Origin of the sequence: Candidatus Accumulibacter meliphilus, assembly GCF_036625345.1 — a bacterium.
In the GTDB taxonomy this organism is placed as follows: domain Bacteria; phylum Pseudomonadota; class Gammaproteobacteria; order Burkholderiales; family Rhodocyclaceae; genus Accumulibacter; species Accumulibacter meliphilus.
In genome coordinates this window covers 122,808-145,296 of the sequence record NZ_JAZKTZ010000008.1, presented here as the reverse complement: position 1 = coordinate 145,296, position 22,489 = coordinate 122,808, and the positions used below count along the sequence as shown (strand labels likewise).

General features: G+C 59.5%; 22 protein-coding genes. 17 read left to right on the top strand and 5 right to left on the bottom strand.

Annotated elements, in window-relative coordinates; genetic code table 11:
• Window positions 1–32 precede the first annotated feature (32 nt).
• The 3 genes from pabB to V5B40_RS17190 form a co-directional block, all read right to left on the bottom strand.
• A complete protein-coding gene (gene pabB, locus V5B40_RS17200; RefSeq protein WP_332355631.1) occupies window positions 33–1,820 on the bottom strand; it encodes an aminodeoxychorismate synthase component I in 1,788 nt (595 codons plus the stop codon).
• 76 nt (window positions 1,821–1,896) lie between these two features.
• Window positions 1,897–2,124: a sulfurtransferase TusA family protein gene (locus tag V5B40_RS17195; RefSeq protein ID WP_332355630.1), complete on the bottom strand. Its 228-nt coding sequence runs from the start codon at window positions 2,122–2,124 to the stop codon at window positions 1,897–1,899.
• 50 nt (window positions 2,125–2,174) lie between these two features.
• Window positions 2,175–3,629: a beta-barrel assembly-enhancing protease gene (locus V5B40_RS17190; protein ID WP_332355786.1), complete on the bottom strand. Its 1,455-nt coding sequence runs from the start codon at window positions 3,627–3,629 to the stop codon at window positions 2,175–2,177.
• 177 nt (window positions 3,630–3,806) lie between these two features.
• On the opposite strand from V5B40_RS17190, the gene moaC reads away from it, so the two are divergent.
• On the top strand, window positions 3,807–4,289 hold the full coding sequence (gene moaC, locus V5B40_RS17185; RefSeq protein ID WP_332355629.1) for a cyclic pyranopterin monophosphate synthase MoaC: 483 nt from the start codon (window positions 3,807–3,809) through the stop codon (window positions 4,287–4,289).
• Between the two features lie 82 nt (window positions 4,290–4,371).
• On the opposite strand, the gene V5B40_RS17180 is transcribed toward moaC, so the two are convergent.
• The gene (locus tag V5B40_RS17180) at window positions 4,372–4,575 is read right to left on the bottom strand and encodes a cold-shock protein (RefSeq protein ID WP_042335273.1); all 204 of its coding nucleotides are present in this window, start codon (window positions 4,573–4,575) and stop codon (window positions 4,372–4,374) included.
• 260 nt (window positions 4,576–4,835) lie between these two features.
• Between V5B40_RS17180 and clpS the strand changes: the two genes are divergently transcribed.
• The 9 genes from clpS to epsG all read left to right on the top strand — a co-directional run bounded on the left by clpS (window position 4,836) and on the right by epsG (window position 14,888).
• A complete protein-coding gene (clpS, locus tag V5B40_RS17175) occupies window positions 4,836–5,144 on the top strand; it encodes an ATP-dependent Clp protease adapter ClpS (protein ID WP_332355628.1) in 309 nt (102 codons plus the stop codon).
• A complete protein-coding gene (gene clpA / locus V5B40_RS17170) occupies window positions 5,145–7,403 on the top strand; it encodes an ATP-dependent Clp protease ATP-binding subunit ClpA (RefSeq protein WP_332355627.1) in 2,259 nt (752 codons plus the stop codon).
• A gap of 79 nt (window positions 7,404–7,482) precedes the next feature.
• Window positions 7,483–7,977: a ribonuclease E activity regulator RraA gene (rraA, locus tag V5B40_RS17165; protein ID WP_332355626.1), complete on the top strand. Its 495-nt coding sequence runs from the start codon at window positions 7,483–7,485 to the stop codon at window positions 7,975–7,977.
• A 235-nt stretch (window positions 7,978–8,212) separates the two neighbouring features.
• Window positions 8,213–8,719: an ankyrin repeat domain-containing protein gene (locus tag V5B40_RS17160; RefSeq protein WP_332355625.1), complete on the top strand. Its 507-nt coding sequence runs from the start codon at window positions 8,213–8,215 to the stop codon at window positions 8,717–8,719.
• An 889-nt stretch (window positions 8,720–9,608) separates the two neighbouring features.
• On the top strand, window positions 9,609–10,772 hold the full coding sequence (epsL, locus tag V5B40_RS17155) for an XrtB/PEP-CTERM-associated polysaccharide biosynthesis outer membrane protein EpsL (RefSeq protein ID WP_332355624.1): 1,164 nt from the start codon (window positions 9,609–9,611) through the stop codon (window positions 10,770–10,772).
• A gap of 18 nt (window positions 10,773–10,790) precedes the next feature.
• Window positions 10,791–11,729 carry an EpsD family peptidyl-prolyl cis-trans isomerase gene (locus V5B40_RS17150; RefSeq protein WP_332355623.1) on the top strand — a complete coding sequence of 313 codons (939 nt, stop codon included), beginning with the start codon at window positions 10,791–10,793 and terminating at the stop codon, window positions 11,727–11,729.
• A gap of 18 nt (window positions 11,730–11,747) precedes the next feature.
• Window positions 11,748–12,554, top strand: coding sequence for a polysaccharide export protein EpsE (epsE, locus tag V5B40_RS17145; RefSeq protein ID WP_332355622.1), 807 nt, complete (start codon window positions 11,748–11,750; stop codon window positions 12,552–12,554).
• Between the two features lie 25 nt (window positions 12,555–12,579).
• A complete protein-coding gene (gene epsF / locus V5B40_RS17140) occupies window positions 12,580–14,010 on the top strand; it encodes a chain length determinant protein EpsF (protein WP_332355621.1) in 1,431 nt (476 codons plus the stop codon).
• 5 nt (window positions 14,011–14,015) lie between these two features.
• Window positions 14,016–14,888 carry a chain length determinant protein tyrosine kinase EpsG gene (epsG, locus tag V5B40_RS17135; protein WP_332355620.1) on the top strand — a complete coding sequence of 291 codons (873 nt, stop codon included), beginning with the start codon at window positions 14,016–14,018 and terminating at the stop codon, window positions 14,886–14,888.
• Between the two features lie 113 nt (window positions 14,889–15,001).
• On the opposite strand, the gene V5B40_RS17130 is transcribed toward epsG, so the two are convergent.
• Window positions 15,002–15,397: a VanZ family protein gene (locus V5B40_RS17130; protein WP_332355619.1), complete on the bottom strand. Its 396-nt coding sequence runs from the start codon at window positions 15,395–15,397 to the stop codon at window positions 15,002–15,004.
• A gap of 4 nt (window positions 15,398–15,401) precedes the next feature.
• Here V5B40_RS17130 and xrtB point away from each other — a divergent pair, with 4 nt between their 5' ends.
• From xrtB to V5B40_RS17095, 7 genes are all read left to right on the top strand, one after another.
• Entirely contained in the window at window positions 15,402–16,301 is a 900-nt protein-coding gene (gene xrtB / locus V5B40_RS17125) for an exosortase B (protein ID WP_332355618.1), read from the top strand.
• A complete protein-coding gene (epsI, locus tag V5B40_RS17120; RefSeq protein ID WP_332355617.1) occupies window positions 16,298–16,984 on the top strand; it encodes an exosortase-associated protein EpsI, B-type in 687 nt (228 codons plus the stop codon). The genes xrtB and epsI overlap by 4 nt, the downstream gene beginning before the upstream one ends.
• Window positions 16,985–17,004: 20 nt before the next feature.
• The gene (gene gmd, locus V5B40_RS17115; protein ID WP_332355616.1) at window positions 17,005–18,090 is read left to right on the top strand and encodes a GDP-mannose 4,6-dehydratase; all 1,086 of its coding nucleotides are present in this window, start codon (window positions 17,005–17,007) and stop codon (window positions 18,088–18,090) included.
• 12 nt (window positions 18,091–18,102) lie between these two features.
• Window positions 18,103–19,104: a GDP-L-fucose synthase family protein gene (locus V5B40_RS17110; RefSeq protein ID WP_332355615.1), complete on the top strand. Its 1,002-nt coding sequence runs from the start codon at window positions 18,103–18,105 to the stop codon at window positions 19,102–19,104.
• Window positions 19,105–19,222: 118 nt separating this feature from the next.
• On the top strand, window positions 19,223–19,828 hold the full coding sequence (locus V5B40_RS17105) for a CatB-related O-acetyltransferase (protein WP_332355613.1): 606 nt from the start codon (window positions 19,223–19,225) through the stop codon (window positions 19,826–19,828).
• The gene (locus V5B40_RS17100; protein WP_332355612.1) at window positions 19,825–21,084 is read left to right on the top strand and encodes an MATE family efflux transporter; all 1,260 of its coding nucleotides are present in this window, start codon (window positions 19,825–19,827) and stop codon (window positions 21,082–21,084) included. Before V5B40_RS17105 ends, V5B40_RS17100 begins: the two co-directional genes overlap by 4 nt.
• Complete coding sequence (locus V5B40_RS17095) at window positions 21,077–22,462, top strand: hypothetical protein (protein WP_332355611.1); 1,386 nt, start codon at window positions 21,077–21,079, stop codon at window positions 22,460–22,462. Before V5B40_RS17100 ends, V5B40_RS17095 begins: the two co-directional genes overlap by 8 nt.
• Window positions 22,463–22,489: the final 27 nt, after the last annotated feature.

Genomic DNA, 22,489 nt, shown 5'->3' with positions numbered 1-22,489 from the left:
GAGATTCGTGAGCCGCTTGCTCGACTTTCACATTAACCCGGTTCAGCGTCAAGCACCACCGGCAACAGGCCACGCAAGGCGTTGCCGACGTACAAGGCCGGCGCCTGCAACAAGTCTTCGCGCCGCAACACCTGCTCTACCGCGCGTCCGGACTCGAGCAGCGTGCGCCGCATGACGCCGGGCAGTAGTCCGCAGGCCAGCGGCGGCGTCAGCAGCAGGCCGTCGCGCTCGACGAAGACATTGCTGCGCGCGCCTTCGCAAACCTCGCCGCGCGTATTCAGAAAAATGGCGTCGAACAGCCCGGGCCGTTCCGCCAACGCCGCCAGCGCACGGTCGTAGCGGGCGCGCGCCGTGGTCTTGTGGCGTAGCAGGTAGTCATCGACAGGCAGCGCTTCGGAAGCCAGACAGACGCGCCACCGCTTCGTGGTATCTTCATCCAAGGCGGCGACCACGAGATGGCAGCGGCCATCGTGTGCCAGGCTCAGACGAACGCGAAACAAAGCTTGCGGTCGCGCGGCCGCCGCGGCGGCCAGCGCCGTGGAAACCTCCGCCAGCCGGCAGGCAAAACCGAGGCTGCGGGCAGACGCCTGCAGACGCTCGAGATGCAGGGCCAGCAGTGGATACGCGCCCTCTTCCAGGCGCAGGGTTTCGACGAGCTCGAAGCCCGGATCGAAAGCCGTCAGGAAGCTCGCCTTCAACAGGCATTCCGCGTACTCGCGCGCTGCATCGGCATCGATCACGATGCCACTGCCGACACCGAGTCGGGCCTGGCCATCGGCAGCGACTTCGAGGGTACGAATGGCGACATTGAAGCGAGCGTCACCATTCGGCGCCAGCCAGCCCAGGCTACCCGTGTACAGCCCGCGCGCTGACGCTTCAAGCTCCGCGATGCGCTGCATGGCCCTGATTTTCGGTGCGCCGGTGATTGAACCGCAGGGAAACAGGGCCGCAAAAAGATCGGCAATACCGACGCCTGGCAGGTCCGCGGCGACCGTAGAAACCATCTGCCACAGGGTCGGGTAGTCCTCCGCTTCACACAAGGCTTCGACTTGCACCTTGCCGGGCTGCGCCAGGCGTCCCAGGTCGTTACGCAGCAGATCGACGATCATGATGTTTTCTGCCCTCTCCTTGGCCGACGCCAGCAGAGCCGCCCGATTCGCCTGATCTTCGAGCGCTGTTCGGCCGCGCGGTGCCGTTCCTTTCATCGGCCGGGTCACGACCCGCTCGCCGACACGCTCGAAAAACAACTCCGGCGAAAAGGAAAGGATGGTTTCCTCGCCGCAGCCGAGAAAGCCACCATAGCGAACCGGCTGACGTTCGCGCAGGCGCGCATAGAGCGCCAGCGGGTGTCCGTAAAGCGCGAAAGTCAGCGGAAAAGTGAGGTTGATCTGGTAGCAATCGCCGTCGCCAATCCAGCGACGAATCCGACTGACCTGCGCAGCGTACTTCGCCGCATCGACAGCCACAGACAGGTCGGCCACCCCGACCGTCTGTTGGTACTCGGGCAAGGCGGCCAACTGCTCGGCAAGGAAAGCGTCGATCCCCGGCGCATCGAGCACGCGAGCGTCGGCGAACAGCCAGACCCGCAACACCGGCCGACCGCAGGGCGCTGGCGGAACCGTCGCCTCGAAACATGCGCCCAGCGCATAGTCAGCCGCCAGAGCGACCCACTGACCACGCGCGAGCGCCTCTTCAATCGCCCCGAACGCGGCCCAAGGATCGGCGCCAGCATCAACCGCGAAAGCGTGCTGCAAACCCGTCAGCAGAACGGCGCTGCCGGCGTCGCCGTCAAACAGTGCGAACAGAGGGCCGGGAAGCATCAGTCAGCGCATCGACCGTACCTGCAACGCGCGCGCAGCTGGGCCGGCTGAAGCGCTACTACGCAGACACCTGGCTCTATTTGCGCTTGAGATAGAACTCGAAGATCTGATTGCTTTCGCCGTTCGACAGCAACTCATTGGCGGTCTGTTTGGCGAAAGCCTGGAAGTCCTTGACCGAACCCGGGTCAGTCGCCAGCACGTGCAGGACTTCACCCGGCGCCATCTCGGATAGCGCCTTCTTCGTACGCAGAATCGGCAGTGGGCACTTCAACCCCTTGACGTCGAGCTCTCGATCGCAATGCATGGTCAGGTCCAGAACAGAATTGAGGGCGTATTCTAAGCGCTCCAAGCATCCTAACCGCCATTCAAGCGCTTCTCTTTTGCCTCTTCGGCCAACAGCACGCGCAGGTCGCGCAGGCGCGCGTCGACCGCGGACTTCTCGTAAAAGTCGCCGTCGCCCGCCTGTTGCGCGAACTGCAACTGTTCGACCGCCGCACCCAACTGCCCCTGCAGCAGGTAGAACTCTGCCTGTGCACGGTGTTGCTGCAGGCGCTTCCCTAACGCCGCGTAAGTTTTCGCCTGCAAGCCGTAGAGTTTGTAGTCCGAGCTGTAGAGCTGCAGCTGCGATTCCAGGAACTGCAAGCTCTGCTCGTATTGCCGCCCCGCCAGCAGAGCTTCAGCGTACCCGTAAACCAAAGCCTTTGACTGTGGATAGCGTTGCAGGGCGTCGCGATAGATCTTCGCGGCGCCGGCCTGATTTCCAGCGGCAATTTCCGTTCGCGCCGCCAGCCCGGCGATCAGCGGCGACGACACTTTGAGCGCCAGCAGCGCGCCAAGCTCTTTCTGCGCAGCGGCGACGTTCTTGGCCTGCAGCAGCGAATACGTGAGACCGTAGCGGGTGGCCACCTCCGAAGCATATTTCTTTTCGCGCAACTGCTTGCTGAATTCGCTGACAGCCTCGCCAGGCGGCACCGCTTGCGCCCGCAGCTTGGCGCGCACCAGGTAGAAATCAGGGCCGTCGGCAACCTGTCGATAGGAGGCATTCTGCGACCGGTTCTGCATGTCGGAGATACGTTCTACAGTCAGCGGATGCGAGCGCAGATAAACCGGCGCGTTGTTCTCGTACACCCGCCCGGCCAACTGCATGCGGCCAAAGAAGTCGCCCATGCCGCGCACGTCGTAGCCGGCCTTGGCCAGCGTCTGATAGCCCAGCCGATCGGCCTCACGCTCGAAGTCGCGACTGTAGGCCAATTGCGACTGTATCGACGCCGCCTGCGCCGAAGCGATCGCCGCCGTCGCCACCTGCGAGTTAGAGCGCGCAGCGAGAACACCAACGGCCATGGCGACCATGGTGGCGATAGAGCTCTGCTTCTCCCTGGCGATCTGCCGGGCAAGGTGACCCTGGCTGACGTGCGAGATCTCGTGAGCGATCACGCCGGCCAGCTCGGACTCCGATTGTGCGGTAAGGAGCGTGCCGGTGTTGACCCCGATGAACCCGCCAAACATCGCGAAAGCGTTCACGGTGTTGTCGCGAATCGCAAAGAAATAGTAATTGCCTGCCGCGTTGGAACTCGCCGCAACCAGCCGGCCGCCAAGGGAATTCAGGTAGTCACTGACTTCGGGGTCATCAACATAACTCGGCTCATGCGCACGTATCTGATTGAAGATCTGCTCACCGATCTTGCGTTCAAGTTGCGGCGAAAAGTCGACTCGCGACGCGTCGCCAAGCTCTGGAAGCCCCTCCGCCCGGAGCGGCGAAGAACTGCCCAAAAAAACCGCAACGGTCAAGGACACTGCGGCACAAATCATTCTGATCACGAGAGCTCCCGGCCGGCCTCGGCGTCCGCCGAGCAAGATTTGCTATCATACCCAATAGTGCTCTGGTAGATTGTTACCAAGCGTTACCACCCGCCCTCTGCTGCTTGCCATGTGATTCCCTTGGCAGGCATCACGAGCAGCAGCGACCCCCAGGTCTCCCATACCCCTATGTCAGTCAGTCCACTCACCCATTTCAATTCCGAAGGCCAGGCGCAGATGGTCGACGTCGGCGACAAGGCCGAGACGGCCCGGCAGGCAAGAGCCGCCGGCAGTATCCTGATGCGCCCCGAAACGCTGGCGCTGATCGTTGCCGGATCGGCGCAGAAGGGCGATGTGCTCGGTGTCGCGCGAATTGCTGCCATTCAAGGCGCCAAGCGCACTTCCGAGCTGATTCCTCTGTGTCATCCGCTCGCCTTGAGCAAGGTTTCCGTCGACTTCGAGATCGACGGCGAGGCCAACGCGGTGCATTGCCTGACGCGGGCGGAGTGTGTGGGTCGCACCGGCGTCGAAATGGAAGCCCTTTGCGCCGCCAGCGTCGGCTTGCTGACCATCTACGACATGTGCAAAGCAGTCGATCGTGGCATGCGCATCGAGAACATCAGGCTTCTTGAAAAAATCGGCGGCAAATCAGGGCACTGGACAGGCGACTGACGCCGCTCATCAGAGCACGCCGAGGAAAAAGCCGCAAAAAAAACCCGCCGGAGGCGGGTCCCTTATTGCACACCCAAAAAAATCAGGCGCGCGCGATATTCGATGCTTGCTTGCCCTTCGGGCCCTGCGTCACGTCGAAGGAAACTTTTTCGCCCTCTTTGAGGGTCTTGAAACCACCCATGGTGATCGCGGAGAAATGGGCGAAGAGATCTTCACTACCATCATCCGGAGTAATGAAGCCGAAACCTTTGGCGTCATTGAACCACTTAACTGTACCAGTTGCCATATTGCCACTTCCTTGAAAAAAGACTAAATCCGGGCGGAGCCCGACTTGCATGCTTCTGATTCAAGCACCGTTCTGACGGATATTCAGACACAGAGACCGCTCAAACAGGGTCTTGAACAAAAACATGGCACCTTTTTACGCGAAGTCAGGCGGGTGCGTCAAGCGTTTTTATCGTCGGGCGCTTGCAAAGCCGTCCAGCGCTACCGAGAATTGGCGAAGGGCGGTATTGCGCATCCGGAAAGACTGGTTAGAATTCACCCATGGCGACACAGCATCAGGACAACTCCCTACTCCAAGCGCAGCGCACACAGCTCAAGCCGCCACCTCTTTACAAGGTCCTGTTGCTGAACGACGATTTCACACCGATGGATTTCGTGATTGTCGTTCTGCAACGGTTTTTTCAGATGGATCGAGAACACGCGACGCGAATCATGCTCAAAGTTCACACCGATGGACGGGGCGTATGTGGGATCTATCCGCGCGATGTCGCGGCCACGAAAGTTGAACAGGTCACAGCCTTCGCACGAAGCAACCAGCACCCCCTCGCGTGCGTAATGGAGGAAAACTGAATGATTGCGCAGGAACTCGAAGTAAGTTTGCACATGGCCTTCGTCGAGGCACGACAGAAACGTCATGAATTCATCACTGTCGAGCACCTTTTGCTCGCACTGCTCGACAATCCGTCGGCGGCCGAAGCCATGCGCGCCTGCGGCGCCAGCATCGAGCAGCTGCGCAAGGATCTGACGCGGTTCATCAGCGAACACACGCCAACCGTCGCCGGCGAAGACGAAATCGATACTCAGCCGACGCTCGGCTTCCAGCGGGTCATTCAACGCGCGATCCTGCACGTCCAGTCATCGGGCCGCAAGGAAGTCAACGGTGCCAATGTTCTTGTGGCGATCTTTGGCGAAAAAGACTCACACGCGGTCTATTACCTGCAAAAGCAGGGTGTGACGCGTCTCGATGTGGTCAATTTCATCTCGCACGGTATCAGCAGAATTCCGCAGAGCACACCGCGCGGCGAGCCGGAAGTCGAACCCGAAGGCGAACAGCAGAGTGCCGCCGGGCCACTCGAAAGCTACACCATCAACCTCAATGCCCTGGCTCTCCAGGGCAAGATCGACCCGCTGATCGGTCGCGACCGGGAACTCGAACGAGTCATCCAGACCCTGTGCCGACGGCGCAAGAACAACCCCTTACTGGTCGGCGAGGCCGGCGTCGGCAAGACGGCGATTGCCGAGGGGCTGGCGCGGCGAATCGTCGAGTGCGACATCCCCGAAATTCTCGGCAAGGCGAACGTCTACTGCCTCGATATGGGATCACTGCTCGCCGGCACCAAGTATCGTGGTGACTTCGAACAACGCCTGAAGGCGGTTCTCAAGCAGCTCAGCGAGAACCCGGAGGCGATCCTGTTCATTGACGAGATCCATACCTTGATTGGTGCCGGCTCGGCCTCGGGCGGCACGCTCGATGCGTCCAACCTTCTCAAGCCCGCGCTCTCTTCAGGGCAGCTGAAGTGCATCGGCGCGACCACCTACAACGAATACCGTGGCATTTTCGAGAAAGACCATGCGCTGTCGCGGCGCTTCCAGAAGATTGACGTCAACGAGCCCTCGAGTGCCGAAGCGGTAGACATTCTCAAAGGCTTGAAATCGCGCTTCGAAGCCCACCACGGCATCAAGTACTCCGCCGCCGCACTGAGTTCGGCGGTCGAACTGTCGGTGCGCTTCATTACCGACCGCCACCTGCCGGACAAGGCGATCGACGTCATCGACGAAGCTGGAGCTGCACAGCGGATCCTGCCCAAGTCCCGGCAGAAAAAAGTGATTGGCAAAATCGACATCGAGGAAATTGTTGCCAAGATCGCGCGCATTCCTTCGACGCACGTCTCGTCAGACGACCGCAACAACCTGCGCAACCTCGACCGCGATCTGAAAGCAATCGTTTTTGGCCAGAATGCGGCTATCGACGCACTCGCCCGGGCAATCAAGATGGCTCGCTCGGGCCTTGGCAACCCTGCCAAGCCCATCGGCAGCTTCCTCTTTTCGGGCCCCACCGGCGTCGGCAAAACGGAAGTCGCCAAGCAACTGGCGTACTGCCTCGGTAACGATCTGTTACGCTTCGACATGTCCGAGTACATGGAGCGGCACGCGGTGTCGCGGCTGATCGGCGCACCACCCGGCTACGTCGGCTTCGATCAGGGCGGCCTGCTGACCGAAGCCGTTACCAAGAAGCCGTATAGCGTTCTGCTGCTCGACGAGATCGAAAAAGCCCATCCCGACATCTACAACATCCTGCTGCAGGTGATGGACCACGGGACGTTGACTGACAACAATGGCCGCAAGGCCGACTTTCGCAACGTGATCATCATCATGACCACCAACGCCGGGCAAGAAGCGATCCAGAAGGCAACAATGGGCTTTACCCCAACACGCCAGGCGGGCGATGAAATGCTCGAGATCAAGCGCATCTTTACACCCGAGTTTCGTAACCGGCTCGACGCCACGATCTCGTTCAAGTCTCTCGATCACGAAGTCATCCTGCGGGTGGTGGACAAGTTCCTGATGCAGCTCGAAGCGCAACTGCACGAGAAGAAAGTTGAAGCCGTTTTCACCACCGCCATCAAGGATCATCTGGCGACACACGGCTTTGACCCGATGATGGGCGCGCGGCCGATGGCGCGGCTGATTCAGGACACCATCCGCGCCTCGCTGGCTGACGAGTTGCTGTTCGGTCGGCTGGCACACGGCGGCCACGTCACCGTCGATCTGGATGAAGAGAAGAAAGTCAAACTGGTCTTCGAAGAAACGTCAGCGGTCATCGCCTGACGATGGCAAGGCGCACCGGTCACCGGCAAATACGACCGCTGCTTGGCCGTACGCGAACCGAGCATACGAGGTACACCACATGAGTTTCAAAACCGCCGACCTTCTCGACGACAATGAAAGCAAGGTGCACGACGGTAGCGTCCGCGTCGTCGCGCCCATGTTCAAGCGCTACGGAGGACGACCCGCGTTCACTGGCCAGATTGCCACGCTGAAGGTGTTCGAGGACAACTCCCTGGTTCGTGACGCACTCAGTGAAGACGGCGAAGGCAGGGTGCTGGTCATCGATGGCGGCGGCTCGATGCGCTGCGCACTGGTGGGCGATCAGCTGGCCATCCTGGCGCAGCGGAACCGCTGGCAGGGAATCGTCGTTTACGGCTGTATTCGCGACGCGGATGACATTGGGGAAATTGAACTTGGCGTTCGCGCGCTCGACACGCACCCGCTGAAGAGTATCAAGAAAGGTATCGGCGAACGCGATCTGCGGGTAAGCTTCGGTGGAGTCACTTTTCGACCCGGTGAATGGATCTATGTCGATGGCGACGGGCTGGTCGTCAGCGACGAGCCGCTGGCTTGACAGACGCCGACGCCAGCGACCCAAGAGGAGCTCCTCTGGTCGTCACTTGCGGAGGATGTCGCCGCTGGCGTTTTTTCGCGCCCGGCGGTGGCTGCTTTGCATCGTGAGATCGCGTGCGATGGCTTTCACAGGATGCTCCTCAAACTCAACCCGGCAAGCGTTGACCAGAGTACCGGCAGAGAAGATACTGCGCCGGTTAGCTACCGTAGAGTTGCCAAGAAATCGGAGATGAGTTGTGAGCGCTGCCATTGACCTGCTCAAAGCAATCCGGACAGGCCGCCTTCAAGAGGTCAAGACCCTCCTGGACGCTGGAACCCCGGTAGAAATAGAAGACGGTCGGGGAGATCCGGGCTTGCCGCTTGGTGTTGCCTGTTTCATGGGCCATGTCGATATCGTCCGCGAACTGGTCGGTCGTGGCGCCAAAGTCAATACTGCCGACAACGCACAGATCACCTCGCCTTTGTCGATGGCCGTTCGCGGCCGCCGGACCGAGGTCATCAAGGCGCTGATCGAAATGGGCGCCAAAGTTCCGACGGGCATGGCGACGGGGCTGACCGACCAAGAAATGCTGATCGCACGCTGGCGAGGGCGGCACTACGAAGCCAGCACGGGAAAACCTGAACAGACTGACGACGAGCACCCGGTGTTCGAGGAGATCGAGATGGTCCGCTGCTACGGAACGGACACCTCCGTCCTCGATGCCGACCTGATCCGTGCTGCCCGCGACATGGACAAGAAATAGCCGCTCACCGCTGACTGATCAAGCGTTGCCCAGCGAGGTCGGTCGTGAACACTGTCCTGTCTGCTGCCTGTCGCCGTGCGGTGGCGCGTGCATTGGCTCTCCCTTCGGTCAACCGGTAGCCCTTTCCCTTGCTTTTTCCCTTTTCCCATCGCAAGACCGGGCGGAATATTTCGCGCGCATCGCTGTGCGGCCTGCAAGGGCTGCTGGCCGCGGATCACGTGATGCTCCCGCCGGCCGATCCCTGGACGAAATACCAGAGTCACTCGCTGCAAGCGGCCAACGCGCCCCCCTGATCTTCGCACCGGGGCGTTCGTTTGCGTCAACCAGCACAGCGAGCTGTATCACTTGATCGGCCTCCCCCTGACAAGCGATCCGCCAACGACCAGCACGGCGCGCCACAATAGCGAGCAATGCAGCGTCGACAGCAACAGAGCGCAAGCGCCAATCTTCAGCAGCTGGCTCGGGATGCTCTTGCAAAGCACTCCCGGTCGTCCGCCGCCAGAATCAGCTGCCTGTCATTGGCTCACGCGAAGCTGTTCTGGTGGCCTAGTGCAAGAGAGCTGGCTGCCGCGTACGACAAGCCATCGCTTTGCAGCAGCAGTCAACGATCTAGCGGAAACTCAGGACAGAGATGCTGGCCGGGTGTGCCGGAGCAATCTGCATCGATGTGTGAGAAACCACACGCGCCTAACGGAGAGCAGTAATGCAAAATGAACCTCAGTTGTTTCACCGGCAGCATCGTTTTGACAATGCCTTGGCAAGGCTGGCTTCCGACGCCTTGCGTCGGGGCACGTACTCTCTTGCTTTGGATCGCGAAGGTGTGCGCGAAGAGCGCGCCAAGACCAGGTGGTGTTTTCCACTCATGAATTTCTGTGCGAAGCCTCTGACCATGATTTCCTGTTGCGCCCTTCTCTCCTCGTCACCGCTGTCGGCGGACGAGGCCGACGTGTTCAACTTGACCGCGACGGTGTCTGCGCAGTGGGATGACAACTTTTTCCGCCGGCCGCCTGACGCCGATCCGCAAGCGGAGACGATCACGACAACCACCATCGGCGCCAATCTTGACAAGACCATTGGTGTTCAGCGTCTGATTGCCAACGTGACTATGGTCGACTACCGCTATCAAACCAACGATTACCTCGACTTTGTCGCCGTCAACTACGATGCCAAATGGTTGTGGTCTGCGGGCAAGCGCCTGACCGGAACGCTTTCCTTTCTGCGTAGCGAATTGCCCAACGACTACGCCGACAACCGCAGCGCCGGTCGACGCAATGTGCAGACGACGGAAGTCGAGCGCTTCGAGGCCAACTACTGGTTTCATTCCAACTGGGCTGCCGTAGCCGGCCTCGTGTCCACCAGCCTCACCAATCAAGTTCCCACGCGCACGGATGGCGACTATGACGCAGACGGCTACGAGCTTGGTTTGCGTTTTCGCCCCGCGTCCGGAAATACCGTGACGGCCCGCGCGGTTCACCTCGATGGAAACTACTCGAATCGCCTGTTGAACAGCGTATCCCAGAACGACAACGGATTCACACAGGACAACTACGGCGTCGAGCTTGATTGGCGCCTCACCGGGCACGGTCAGTTGCGAGGCCGGTTCGGCTATCTGGACCGTCAGCATCAGCATTTTTCGCAGCGCGACTACGCCGGCTGGGTCGGCAACCTGCAGTACCTTTATGCCTACAGCGGCAAGAGTGTTTTCAGCTTTGGCTATAACCGCGGGCTGGAAGCGTACCAGCAACTCACCACCAGCTACTACGTCCTCGACCAAATCACGCTGGCCGCGCAATGGGCAGCGACCAGCCAGATCACGGTAAATGGGCGGGTCGCTTATGGCCGCCAAGCATATCGAGGGGCCATCATTCCGCTCCCGGCAGATCTTGAACAGCGCCAGGACGACACTTCCAGCCTCGGCCTCGATCTTGCCTACACGCCAGCGCGCTGGCTGCAACTAAATGCCGGCGTCACACTGACCGACCGTAACTCCAACTACGATGCGTTCGATTACCGCGACCGCATCGTGTTCATCTCCGCCACCGCAAAATATTGAAAGCCACTGCAAACTGCCATGCTCAGCTCAGGAAGGAAACACATGCAAACCTCGACGACAATTATCGCCGCACTCGTTGCAGCACTCGCAGTCAGTGCCTGCGGCGAATCTGCCTCGGAAAAGAAAGTCGCGACACAAGCGGCGGCGAAGGTCAATGATGGCGAGATCTCCGTACATCAGATCAATTTCGTTCTTCAGCGCGCCCCCTCCATTCCGGCGGAGCAAGCCGACGCCGCCAGACGACAGGTTCTGGAAGGGCTGATTGACCAGGAACTGGCCGTACAGCAGGCGCTGGAGGCGAAGCTGGATCGAACGCCGAATGTCATGCAGGTGCTCGAAGCCACACGTCGCGAAGTGCTTGCGCGAGCCTACCTGGAGCAGGCGGGCAGCGGTGTTGCCAAACCGACAGCCACGGAACTGAGAACGTACTACGCCGACCATCCCGACAACTTCGCCAATCGCAAGATTTATCGTCTCGAGGAACTTGCCTTTGCGAGCACCCCGGAGACGCTCGCCACGGTCAAGGAGAAGCTCGCCAAAGGCCAGCCGGTAGCAGCGATCGCCGACAGCCTCAAGGCCAGCGGCGTCGCCGTGAGTGGCGGTCCCGCGATCAAATCCGCCGAACAGATTTCGCTCGATCTGCTACCCAGGATTGCCCGGGCCAAGGAAGGGCAGCCACAGATCTATGAAGACGCCGGCCGCGCGGCCATCGTCACCGTTCTGAGCACCAAGCCCGAGCCACTCGACGAGGCGAAAGCATTACCGCTCATCGAAAGCTACCTGACCAACAAGCAAAAGGCCGAGCGCGTGAGCGACGCGGTCAAGCAACTGCGTGGCAAGGCCAAGATCGAGTACCTCGGCGACTTCTCGGGCAGTGCGCCCGCAGCACCCGCCGAAAAAATCGCGACGACCCCCGGCGACGCAGCGATCAACAAAGGCGTTGCCGGACTCAAGTAAGCAAAGCGAGCGCTAACCATGAGCTATTTCAAGACACTCCTTCTCTTCATCCTGCTCCCACTGAGCTTCGCGTCCCTTGCGCAGGCTGAGGACAAATCGGCAGATTACCGCCTCGGGGCTGGCGATGCGATCAGGATAAGCGTCTTCCAGAACCCCGACCTGACCGTGGAATCACGTGTCGCTGACAGCGGGATCATCACCTATCCCTTGATCGGCGCCGTACAGTTGGGAGATCTCACCCTCCGCGATGCCGAAAAAGCCATCGCCGACAAGCTTCGGGAAGGCGGTTTTGTTCAGAAGCCGCAGGTCAACATCCTACTGACGCAGGTCAGGGGAAACCAGGTATCCGTGCTCGGGCTGGTCAATCGCCCTGGCCGCTTCCCGATCGAAACCGGCAACACTCGGCTGACCGACATGCTGGCGACGGCTGGTGGAGCGATTCCCGATGGTTCGGACGTCGTCATCGTCACCGGCATCCGGGACGGGAAGCCTTTCCGCAAGGAAGTCGACGTGCCTGCCTTGTTCGTGTCGGGAAACAGCGATGAGGACATCGTCGTCGCGGGTGGTGACGTCATCTACGTGCACCGGGCGCCCGTCTTCTATGTCTATGGTGAAGTCCAGCGCCCCGGCCCCTACCGGATCGAACGGGGGATGACCGTGCTGCAGGCGCTGGTCCGGGGCGGCGGCCTCACGATGCGCGGCACCGAGCGCAGCCTGCGCATTCATCGGCGCACAGCAGATGGCAACCTGGCCGTGATTGCCCCCGAGAAGTTCGATGTTATCCAGCCCGACGACGTACTTCACGTCGAGGAAAGCTTCTTCTGATCGCCGCGCCAACCGAAAGATCGCCATGACTCTCAACCAGTTTCTCCTGATCCTCTGGGCACGCCGAACGGTGGCGCTGGCCGTGCTCGGGCTGACCGTTCTGACCACGCTGACGGTCAGTCTGCTCCTGCCGAAGCAATATACGGCAGCAACCTCGGTTGTCGTCGACGTCAAATCACCCGACCCGATCGTCGGCATGGTGTTGCCTGGCATGATGGCACCCGGCTACATGGCCACCCAGATCGACATCATCAACAGCGACCGCACGGCGCAGCTCGTCGTCAAGTTGTTGCGCATGGACGAAAACCCGCAGATCAAGGAACAATGGCAGGAAGCGACCGACGGCAAGGGCCAGCTCACTGCCTGGCTGGCGCAGTTGCTGCAAAAGAAGCTTGACGTCCAGCCCGCGCGCGAAAGCAACGTCATCCACATCGGCTTCACAGGACAAGACCCGGTCTTCGCAGCAGCGATCGCCAATGCCTTCGCCGAGGCCTACATCGCAACCAACATCGAGCTGCGCGTCGAGCCCGCTCGCCAGTACGCCAACTGGTTTGATCAGCAGGTCAAGGCCCAGCGCGAGCGCCTCGAGGTGGCGCAAAAGGCATTGTCGGATTTCCAGCAGCAGACCGGCATCATCGCCGCTGACAAGAGCCTTGACTACGAGATGCAGAAATACAACGAGCTGTCAGCGCTGCTCACCCAGGCCGAGTCGCAAGGCGCTGATTCCACCAGCAAGCAGAAGATCGACCGCTCGGACACCTTGCAGGAAGTCATGCAGAACCCGCTGATCAACCAGCTCAAAGCCGATCTCGCACGCCTGGAATCCAGACTCAAGGAACTCTCGGGCAACCTCGGCGAAAACCACCCGCAGTACCAGCGCATGCTGGCGGAAATCAACGAACTCAGGACACGCGTGCGCAGCGAGACGGCCAAGGTGACCAGAGCCATTGGCACGGCCGGACTGGTCAGCGAGGCCAAGGAAATCGAGATCCAGGCTGCGATCGAAGCGCAACGAAAAAAAGTGCTTGATCTCAAGATCCAGCGCGACGAGATCGATGTGCTGGCGCGTGAAGTGGAAACTGCACAACGGGGCTTCGACGCAATCGGGCAGCGCATGACACAGAGCAAGTTCGAGTCGCAATCGCTGCAGACCAACATCGCGATTCTCACGCCAGCCTCGCAGCCACTTGAGCCCTCGAAGCCGAAGCTCCTTCTCAACCTGCTCGTCTCGGTCTTCCTCGGCACACTGCTCGGGATCGGTGCGGCGCTGTTGCTCGAACTCGCGCAACGACGCGTGCGCTCGGCCGATGATCTCGCGCAGATGCTGGACTTGCCGGTACTCGCCGCGCTTGGCTCGGCGCACACACCGGGGCTGGGGAAAGGTAGGCGTTTCTCGCTCACGTCCCGCGTCGGTCGCAGGAATCCAGGAACACAGCTAAAGATCTCGGAGGCCTGACCGTAATGAACGTAATGACTGAAAAACTCCATCTCGGCTCAGGTCCGTCCATTGGCGCCATGCTGATCGACAGCGGTCGCCTGGCACCCGCGGACGCCGAAAGCATCCTCAGGCTGCAGAGTGCTCAGGGAATGCGTTTCGGCGACGCCGCCGTCCAGCTCGGGCTGCTCAGCGACGAGGACGTTCAACAGGCCCTGTCGCAGCAGTACGACTACCCGTACCTCATGGCGGGCGACGAGTGCGTCAGCGAGGAAGTCGTCGCCGCATTCAAGCCCTTCAGTCCGTTTGTCGAACAACTGCGCGCCCTGCGCAGCCAGCTGCTGCTGCGCTGGTTCGATGCCGATACGGGTGGCGGCAAGGCTCTGGCCGTGCTCAGTCCGGATTCCGGCGAAGGCCGCAGCTTCATCGCTGCGAACCTGGCCGTGGTCTTTTCCCAGTTGGGTCAGCGCACCCTGCTGATCGATGCCGATCTGCGCAAACCCCGCCAGCACCAGCTCTTCAGGCTGCCCAACAAGCTGGGCCTGTCCAGCATTCTCGCCGGCCGGGCAGTGCTTACCGAAGCCATCGGCTGCATCCCTCGCCTCAATGGCCTGTGCGTTCTACCCGCCGGTGCCGTGCCCCCCAATCCACAGGAACTGCTCAGCCGAGAAGCTTTTGCAAATCTGATGGAGACCCTGCCGGGTCGATACGACGTGATCATCGTCGATACGCCGGCCGCGGCCGAGACTGCCGACCATCAGACAATCGCCGTTCGCGCCCGTGGGAGCCTCGTTGTCGCACGCCGAAACGTCAGCTTCGCGCCACGTCTGCAGGCGCTCTTGCAGTCCTTGCACCAGAGCGGAGCCACTGTCGTTGGTTCCGTGCTCAACCAGGGGTAGAACCGATGCCGATGTGCAGATTCTCCCTTGGCTCAGACGCCAACGCGTCGGCACCACGGAACGTTCGTTCCGGCAGCGAGCAGGTAATCGACCGCCGGCTGACTTCCCGCCGTTCAACTGCCGGCACGCCCGGCAAGACCCAGCCGGGCGAGCGCGAAAACGCCAAGCAGCGCACCGAACGCGTCAGCAAGCAAATCGTCCCAGCCGGAAGAACGACCGGGCAGGAAGGCTTGATGCGCTTCGTCCAGCATGCCCACCAAGACCGTGAGGACAAAGGCCAGCAGCAGCAGAGCGCCGCCATGCAGGCGCAGCAGTCCGCCAGACAGTCCGATCAGAATTGCCAGGAGCATGCACAACGCAAGGTGTGCGAGCTTGTCCCACGGCACTGGAACCAGGCCGACAGCAATCGGCTGCGCGCCAAGCACAAACAGGCCTGGCACCAGAACCAGCAACAACACCAGCGAAGCAATACGCAGCTGCTGCAATCGGGCAGGGAGTAGACACGGCATGGGAATGGTCGCTCCAGCAATTCCGCGCGCGTCGCGGCAGACGCTTGCGCAGTGGTTGGCATGGCTGCCGATTATCGCAGGACTGATGGTCCTTTACCTGCCAAGCTTTCTTGACCTGTTTCGAACCATTTGGGCAACCGACGAGCAAAAGCACGGCCCGATCGTTCTGTCGGTCGCCTGCTGGCTGGCCTGGCGAAATTGGCCAAACATGTGGCAGGCCAGTGAGGGCCAGGAGCCCAGTACCTGGGGCTGGCCGATCTTCATCGCCGGACTGCTGCTCTACATCATCGGGCGCTCGCAGGACATCCTCCTCTTCGAAGTCGGTTCCATCATCTGGCTGCTGGTCGCCATCCTGTTGCTCACACGCGGAACGGCGGCAGTGAAGGCGCAGTGGTTTGCACTGTTCTTCATGCTCTTCATGATCCCCTTACCCGGTGCGCTTGTCGATGCGCTGACCATGCCGATGAAGACAGCCGTCTCCTACGTAGCCGAACACGTTCTTTTCTGGCTGGGCTACCCCATCGCCCGTAGCGGCGTCATCCTGCAGATCGGCCAGTACAAGCTGCTGGTGGCCGATGCCTGCGCCGGTCTGCACACCCTGTTCACCCTGGAAGCGCTGGGTCTGCTCTACCTCAACATCATCCGCAGCGACTCACTGCTGCGCAACGTCACGCTGGCCATCCTGATCGTGCCGATCTCCTTCACCGCCAACGTCATCCGCGTGATGGTGCTGACGCTGATTACCTACCACTTCGGGGACGAGGCGGGGCAAGGCTTCCTGCATGGCTTTGCCGGCATGGTCCTGTTCCTGACGGCGCTGCTGCTGATCATTGCCGTCGATTCGCTGCTGCAATATGCCGTCAGGCGGCGGCATCGTCGCGCTGCGCGGGGGGCAAGACCGTGAAGCTCCGGCTGAGAAACGTCCTCCTGCTCGCACTCATGCTCGCCGCATCTGGCCTGGCAATGGCCTTGCGGCCGACTGAAAAAATTGCCGACCAGGGTGCGCGTATAGATATCGCGCGAATGTTTCCTGAGCAGTTTGCCGACTGGCGAGCCGCTGCCGGCATCGTGCCGGCCCTGGTCAGCCCCGACGTCAAGGAAAAGCTCGACGCCATCTATGACCAGACGCTTTCTCGCACCTACGTCAACAACGACGGGCAACGCATCATGCTCTCCATCGCCTACGGCGGCGACCAGAGTGGCGACAAGACACAGGTCCATCGCCCGGAGTTCTGTTATACGGCGCAGGGATTTCAGTTGAGCAATAACCGCGAAAGCCAGATCACGACCGAGAGTGGCGTCCTGCCGGTGCGGCGCCTTGAAGCGGTTCAAGGCAGCCGGAATGAACCGATCACCTACTGGATCACCATCGGTGACGAGGTGACGCTGCCCGGCCTGGGCCGCAAGTTGATCCAGCTGCGCTACGGACTCACCGGAAAAGTGCCAGACGGCATGCTGGTGCGCGTGTCGTCGATCGATCAGGACGTCGGCAAGGCCTACCAGCTGCAAGACCGCTTCGTTCGCGACATGCTTGCCGCCATCAATGCGCAAGATCGCGTTCGCGTCGCAGGTCGTTTGCTTCCTTAACTTCCCGAACAGGCAAAGTCATGACAATAACAGCACTGATCACCGGCATCACCGGCCAGGATGGCGCCTACCTCGCCGAATTCCTGCTCAACAAGGGCTACATCGTGCACGGCATCAAGCGCCGCGCCTCGCTCTTCAACACCGACCGTATCGACCACCTGTACCAGGACCCACATGTCAACAACCGCAACTTCATCCTGCATCACGGTGATCTTACCGACTCGACCAACCTGATTCGCATCATCCAGGACGTCCAGCCTGACGAAATCTACAACCTCGCCGCCATGAGCCACGTTGCCGTCAGCTTCGAAACCCCCGAATACACCGCCAACGCCGACGGCATCGGTACGCTGCGCATCCTCGAAGCCATCCGCATTCTCGGTCTCGAAAAGAAGACCCGCTTCTACCAGGCCAGCACCTCCGAACTCTATGGCCTCGTCCAGGAGACCCCGCAGAAGGAAACCACCCCCTTCTACCCGCGCAGCCCCTACGCCGTTGCCAAAATGTACGCCTACTGGATCACGGTCAACTACCGCGAAGCCTACGGCCTCTATGCCTGTAACGGCATTCTGTTCAATCACGAATCACCGCTGCGCGGCGAAACCTTTGTCACCCGCAAGATCACCCGTGCACTGGCACGAATCAAACTCAAGCTGCAGGACTGCCTCTACCTCGGCAATATGGACTCCCTGCGCGACTGGGGCCATGCCAAGGACTACGTCGAAATGCAATGGCTGATGCTGCAGCAGGACCAGCCCGACGACTTCGTCATTGCCACCGGCGTGCAATACAGCGTGCGCCAGTTCGTCGATACCGCCGCGCGCGAACTCGGCATCGAGATCACCTGGCAAGGGCGGGGCGTTGAAGAAACAGGGACCGACCAGAACGGCAACATCATCGTCAAGGTCGATCCGCGTTATTTCCGCCCCACCGAAGTCGAAACCCTGCTTGGCGACCCGACCAAGGCCCGGGAAAAGCTTGGCTGGACACCGAAAACCACCTTTGCCGAACTGGTTGCCGAAATGGTTCGTGAAGACCTGAAGAGTGCCGAACGCGACGAGCTGGTCAAGAAACACGGCTACGCCGCCTTCGATCACCACGAATAAGGCAGGCCGGTTATGGACAAGAACGCAAAAATCTACATCGCCGGCCACCGCGGCCTGGTTGGTTCCGCCATCCTGCGCAACCTCCAGGCTCATGGCTACAAGCAGCTCATCACCCGCACCCATGCCGAGCTGGACCTCACCCGGCAGGAAGCCACTGAAACCCTGTTCGCCAAGGAAAAGCCCGATTACGTTTTCCTCGCCGCCGCAAAAGTGGGCGGCATCCATGCCAACAATGGCTATCCGGCCGACTTCATCGCGTCCAACCTGGCCATCCAGAGCAACGTCATCAACGCCGCCTACTGCAACAGCGTCAAGCGCTTGCTGTTTCTCGGATCCAGCTGCATCTACCCCAGGCTCGCCGCGCAGCCGCTCAAGGAGGAATCACTGCTCACCGGCCCGCTCGAAGCCACCAACCGGCCCTATGCGCTGGCCAAGATCGCCGGTATCGAAATGTGCTGGAGCTACAATCGGCAATATGGCACCCGCTTTCTCGCGGCGATGCCCACCAATCTCTACGGCCCCGGCGACAACTACCACCCAGATGACTCCCATGTCATCCCGGCACTGATTCGCAAGTTTCATGAAGCCAAGCAAGCCAAGGCACTCACGGTGAGCGTCTGGGGCACCGGTACCCCGCGCCGGGAATTCATGTATAGCGAAGACATGGCCGACGCCTGCATTTTCCTCATGAACCTCCCCGACGACACCTTCAACACGCTGCTCGGCAGTGAGGAAGCCGCGACGGGAATCTTCATGCCACCGGTCGTAAATATCGGCGTCGGTGAAGACCTGACCATCAGGGAACTGGCGGCAACGGTCAAAAGCGTGGTCGGCTATTCAGGCGAGATCGAATTCGACAGCACAAAGCCAGACGGCACGCCGCGCAAATTAATGGATGTAAAGCGATTGACAGCATTAGGCTGGCGGGCACCAACAGCCTTTGACCAAGGGCTCCGCAACGCCTACAAAGATGCTTTGACGACGGGCGGCATTGGACATCACGGCCATGAGTGACTTTAGTCAGCGCCTTCAGTGGATGTTATCCGGCCGCCGACAGGCCGCAAGAAGGTGGCCCCGGTTTTGGGCGAGCATATGGAGTTATGCTGACCGCGCATGTACCTTCGCGCCTGGCGTGAAGATCTACCGCGAAGCACGACTACTAAATACAGCACTCGGGCGAATGACTTATGTTGCGGAAGGTGCGCGGCTTGGGCATTGCAAGGTTGGCTCCTTTTCGAGTATTGGGCCGAACTCGCAGATTGGTGGCCTCGGCAAGCACCCGACACACTTCCTAAGCACGCACCCTGCGTTTTACTCAACCCACGGCCAAGCTGGTCGCACCTATGCACTGGAAGACGTGATTGACGAACTTCCGCTGACCATTTTGGGAAACGACGTATGGATCGGGGCCAGCGTTATCATTTTGGACGGCTGCAGTGTCGGTGACGGATCGATTGTGGCAGCCGGTGCGGTCGTGAGCAAAGACGTTCCCCCCTACACAATCGTGGGAGGAGTACCAGCAACGCTCATCCGAACCCGATTCTCCGATGAAGTGATATCCGAACTGCTTGCTTGGCAATGGTGGGATTTGTCCGACGAAACCTTGACCGCCTTGGCGAAGGATTTCTGTGCGAGCGGCACACAGCGAGCCCAAGAGATAAATCTACTACAAAAGCTAGCTAGCCAGCTCGGCTCGAGACCGTCCATGTCTGCATCTCAGGATACCGCTCGTCCATGATCGAGCGATTCCGAAGAATAGTTTCAGGGCAAAGGATGCTGGCCCTCTACGATCAGGCCGTGGTGTCAGGAAGTAACTTTTTGACAATGATCCTCATTGCCCGGCAATTGCGCGCTGAGGATTTTGGCATGTTCAGCTTGGCGATGATGAGCATGCTATTCCTCGGGAATCTACACAGAGCGATCTTCACTCAACCCATGAATATACTTGGCGCGGGCGACGCACCATCCGTATTCGCCGGCCGTTTTCTCGCGCTGTTGAAAGTTCACCGATTTGCCATTCCGATTGCTACTGCGATCTTGGCAGTGATTTCTCAAATATTCTTCCCAGAGACCAGCCTATTAGTCGCGGTAGCCATTTACGTCGCGTGCTATTTTCTTCAGGAAATGCTTCGCCGCTATTGGTACACCCTGCGTGAGACGGATAAGGCTCTGCGAAACGACTTGATCAGCTACGCAGGTCAGGTCGTTATAATCTTGCTCGTTGGTAGCTTCTTGCCGCTCGATAGCACCTTGGCGTTCTCGATTATGGCCTTCACATCTTTGTTTGCCTTCTTGGCGGGCTTAGCGCAGCTAAGATTGCCGCCATCCGTTGAAAGATACCATTCTTGGCAAGTGCTTGTTCAACAATGGACATTGGCTAAATGGCTCATCCTAACAGTCCTCGCCGTATGGGGCGCTGGCCAAGTATATCCATTTTTGATCGCGCCGCTCGGGCCACTGGTGGTTGCCTCTTTTTCCGCATGTCGTAACCTACTCAATGCCTTGGGTATCGTCATTCAAAGCATCGGGAACTATCTCCCAACTCACGCAGCAGTTTTGCTTCAGCACGGCGGAAAAGCAGCGCTTGGCCAACACATCTGTAAAACTTTTATTGCCGTTACAGCGTTAGCACTTGCATTTCTCTTCGTTACTCAAATGTACGCCGAGGAGCTTTTGCATCTCGTATTCGGCGGCACATATGACAGCGCAGCGCCGCTGTTGAAAATCCTAGCTTGGGGCGCAGTCAGTACGTTGTTTGCTTCAGCGTTGGGGAGCTACTCCTTGGCCATGGGCGATTCACGTTCAGGATTTTTGGCCAACCTAGCGGCAAGTGCCTTTACTTTTACAGGCGGCTTTTTCCTGATACAGACCCAAGGCGTGACGGGAGCAGCCATCGCTACCACATTCAGCCTGGCGACCGCTATGCTCATCCAAGGCGCGTTAGTTGCGATTCGCTATCGTCGCATAACAGAAAGAGGCACTGCAAGTGCATGACATCAAACTTATCCGATTGGTCGAGCGGTTAGCTGAATGTCTGGACCGCGAAAATATTCAATGGTGTGTCCTGCGTAATTACGACACCTTCCCTAAGCCTAGATCAGCAACCAGTGATCTTGATATTCTCGTTAGCCACCCACTACGAGATGCCCTCGATCACGTCGGAATTTTACTCGCCGACTCTTCAATAGTTGTTGGCAGGGTATTCATCAAGAGTGATTCCAGCCTGACTGGAATCTATCTGGCAACACCAAATAGCCCAACCTTGCACGTTGATTTGTTTGATCAAATAACATGGCGTGGCCACCTGTTGGCTTCCAGCGAAATAATATTGTCGCAACGAGTTGCGCTGGGCGCAATACCGATACCAAGACCAGGTCACGAAGCCGCTGTTTCCTTGATGTCCTACCTATTTCACCGTGGGCATGTCAAACCCGACTACTGTGACACACTCCGAGAACTGCTAGCACGAGATCGGCCTGGTTTTATCGAATGCCTTTGCCCTGTTTGGAGTCTAGGCGTGGCCTCCGAGTTGGCCGATCATATCGCTCAAAGTGACTGGGATTGGTTTTCTAATTGGGTGAAGAACGCGAAGCGCCGCCTGCTATTCAGCGCTTGCCGACACCCACTTGTAGCCTTACGGAATATAACAGCTATCGCCTCGAACATGACCAGACGCATCTTCACGCCACCAGGATTGTCGATTGCGATGCTTGGCCCTGACGGCTCCGGCAAGACTACGCTGAGCGAGACTTATCGAGAACGTCTCTCAACCATGTTCTACCCAGTTAACCAGCGTCACTTACATTGGCGCCCACGGTGGCTGCCGGCTCCAGCAAGCTTGCTTGGTCGCACTGCAGAAACTACGACGGTGACTGAACCTCATCTAAGGCCACCGCGTGGGAGCCTGAGTTCCGTGTTCCGTTTGCTCTATTTCTGGGTCGACTACGTACTTGGCCACTGGGTTCGAGTCCGACCAGTGCTGGCGAAAGGCGGTCTCGTGACCTTCGACCGTTATTATCAGGACTTTCTCGTTGACCCCCGTCGCTACCGCCTCAGTTTGCCAACCGGATTAATAAGAATGCTCGGACGACTTATTCCGAGACCGGAGTTGCTTTTTATCCTCGACGCACCAGCCGAGGTGCTTCATGCTCGCAAGCAAGAGCTGCCTAAGCTGGAAATCGAACGACAACTTGTAGCACTTAGGAATCTCGGAGCCGCTGACCCGTCGGTACGAATCATTCGTGTTGACCGCGCGGTCACTGAGATTGTCAACGATCTCGAGCGGGAAACACTGGCTTACCTGGATCGCAGAAATCGCTGCCGATTGGGTTGGAACTTTTCGCATCAGCAACCATCTGTGGGCGATTTTTGAGCGTGGTAGCCAAACAATTACTGCGGC

Bases quoted from the DNA above. Each gene is read 5' to 3' on its own strand.
- pabB (WP_332355631.1), bottom strand. From the start codon at position 1,820: ATGCTTCCCGGCCCTCTGTTCGCACTGTTTGACGGCGACGCCGGCAGC.
- V5B40_RS17195 (WP_332355630.1), bottom strand. From the start codon at position 2,124: ATGCATTGCGATCGAGAGCTCGACGTCAAGGGGTTGAAGTGCCCACTG.
- V5B40_RS17190 (WP_332355786.1), bottom strand. From the start codon at position 3,629: ATGATTTGTGCCGCAGTGTCCTTGACCGTTGCGGTTTTTTTGGGCAGT.
- moaC (WP_332355629.1), top strand. From the start codon at position 3,807: ATGTCAGTCAGTCCACTCACCCATTTCAATTCCGAAGGCCAGGCGCAG.
- V5B40_RS17180 (WP_042335273.1), bottom strand. From the start codon at position 4,575: ATGGCAACTGGTACAGTTAAGTGGTTCAATGACGCCAAAGGTTTCGGC.
- clpS (WP_332355628.1), top strand. From the start codon at position 4,836: ATGGCGACACAGCATCAGGACAACTCCCTACTCCAAGCGCAGCGCACA.
- clpA (WP_332355627.1), top strand. From the start codon at position 5,145: ATGATTGCGCAGGAACTCGAAGTAAGTTTGCACATGGCCTTCGTCGAG.
- rraA (WP_332355626.1), top strand. From the start codon at position 7,483: ATGAGTTTCAAAACCGCCGACCTTCTCGACGACAATGAAAGCAAGGTG.
- epsL (WP_332355624.1), top strand. From the start codon at position 9,609: ATGATTTCCTGTTGCGCCCTTCTCTCCTCGTCACCGCTGTCGGCGGAC.
- V5B40_RS17150 (WP_332355623.1), top strand. From the start codon at position 10,791: ATGCTCAGCTCAGGAAGGAAACACATGCAAACCTCGACGACAATTATC.
- epsE (WP_332355622.1), top strand. From the start codon at position 11,748: ATGAGCTATTTCAAGACACTCCTTCTCTTCATCCTGCTCCCACTGAGC.
- epsF (WP_332355621.1), top strand. From the start codon at position 12,580: ATGACTCTCAACCAGTTTCTCCTGATCCTCTGGGCACGCCGAACGGTG.
- epsG (WP_332355620.1), top strand. From the start codon at position 14,016: ATGAACGTAATGACTGAAAAACTCCATCTCGGCTCAGGTCCGTCCATT.
- V5B40_RS17130 (WP_332355619.1), bottom strand. From the start codon at position 15,397: ATGCCGTGTCTACTCCCTGCCCGATTGCAGCAGCTGCGTATTGCTTCG.
- xrtB (WP_332355618.1), top strand. From the start codon at position 15,402: ATGGTCGCTCCAGCAATTCCGCGCGCGTCGCGGCAGACGCTTGCGCAG.
- gmd (WP_332355616.1), top strand. From the start codon at position 17,005: ATGACAATAACAGCACTGATCACCGGCATCACCGGCCAGGATGGCGCC.
- V5B40_RS17110 (WP_332355615.1), top strand. From the start codon at position 18,103: ATGGACAAGAACGCAAAAATCTACATCGCCGGCCACCGCGGCCTGGTT.
- V5B40_RS17100 (WP_332355612.1), top strand. From the start codon at position 19,825: ATGATCGAGCGATTCCGAAGAATAGTTTCAGGGCAAAGGATGCTGGCC.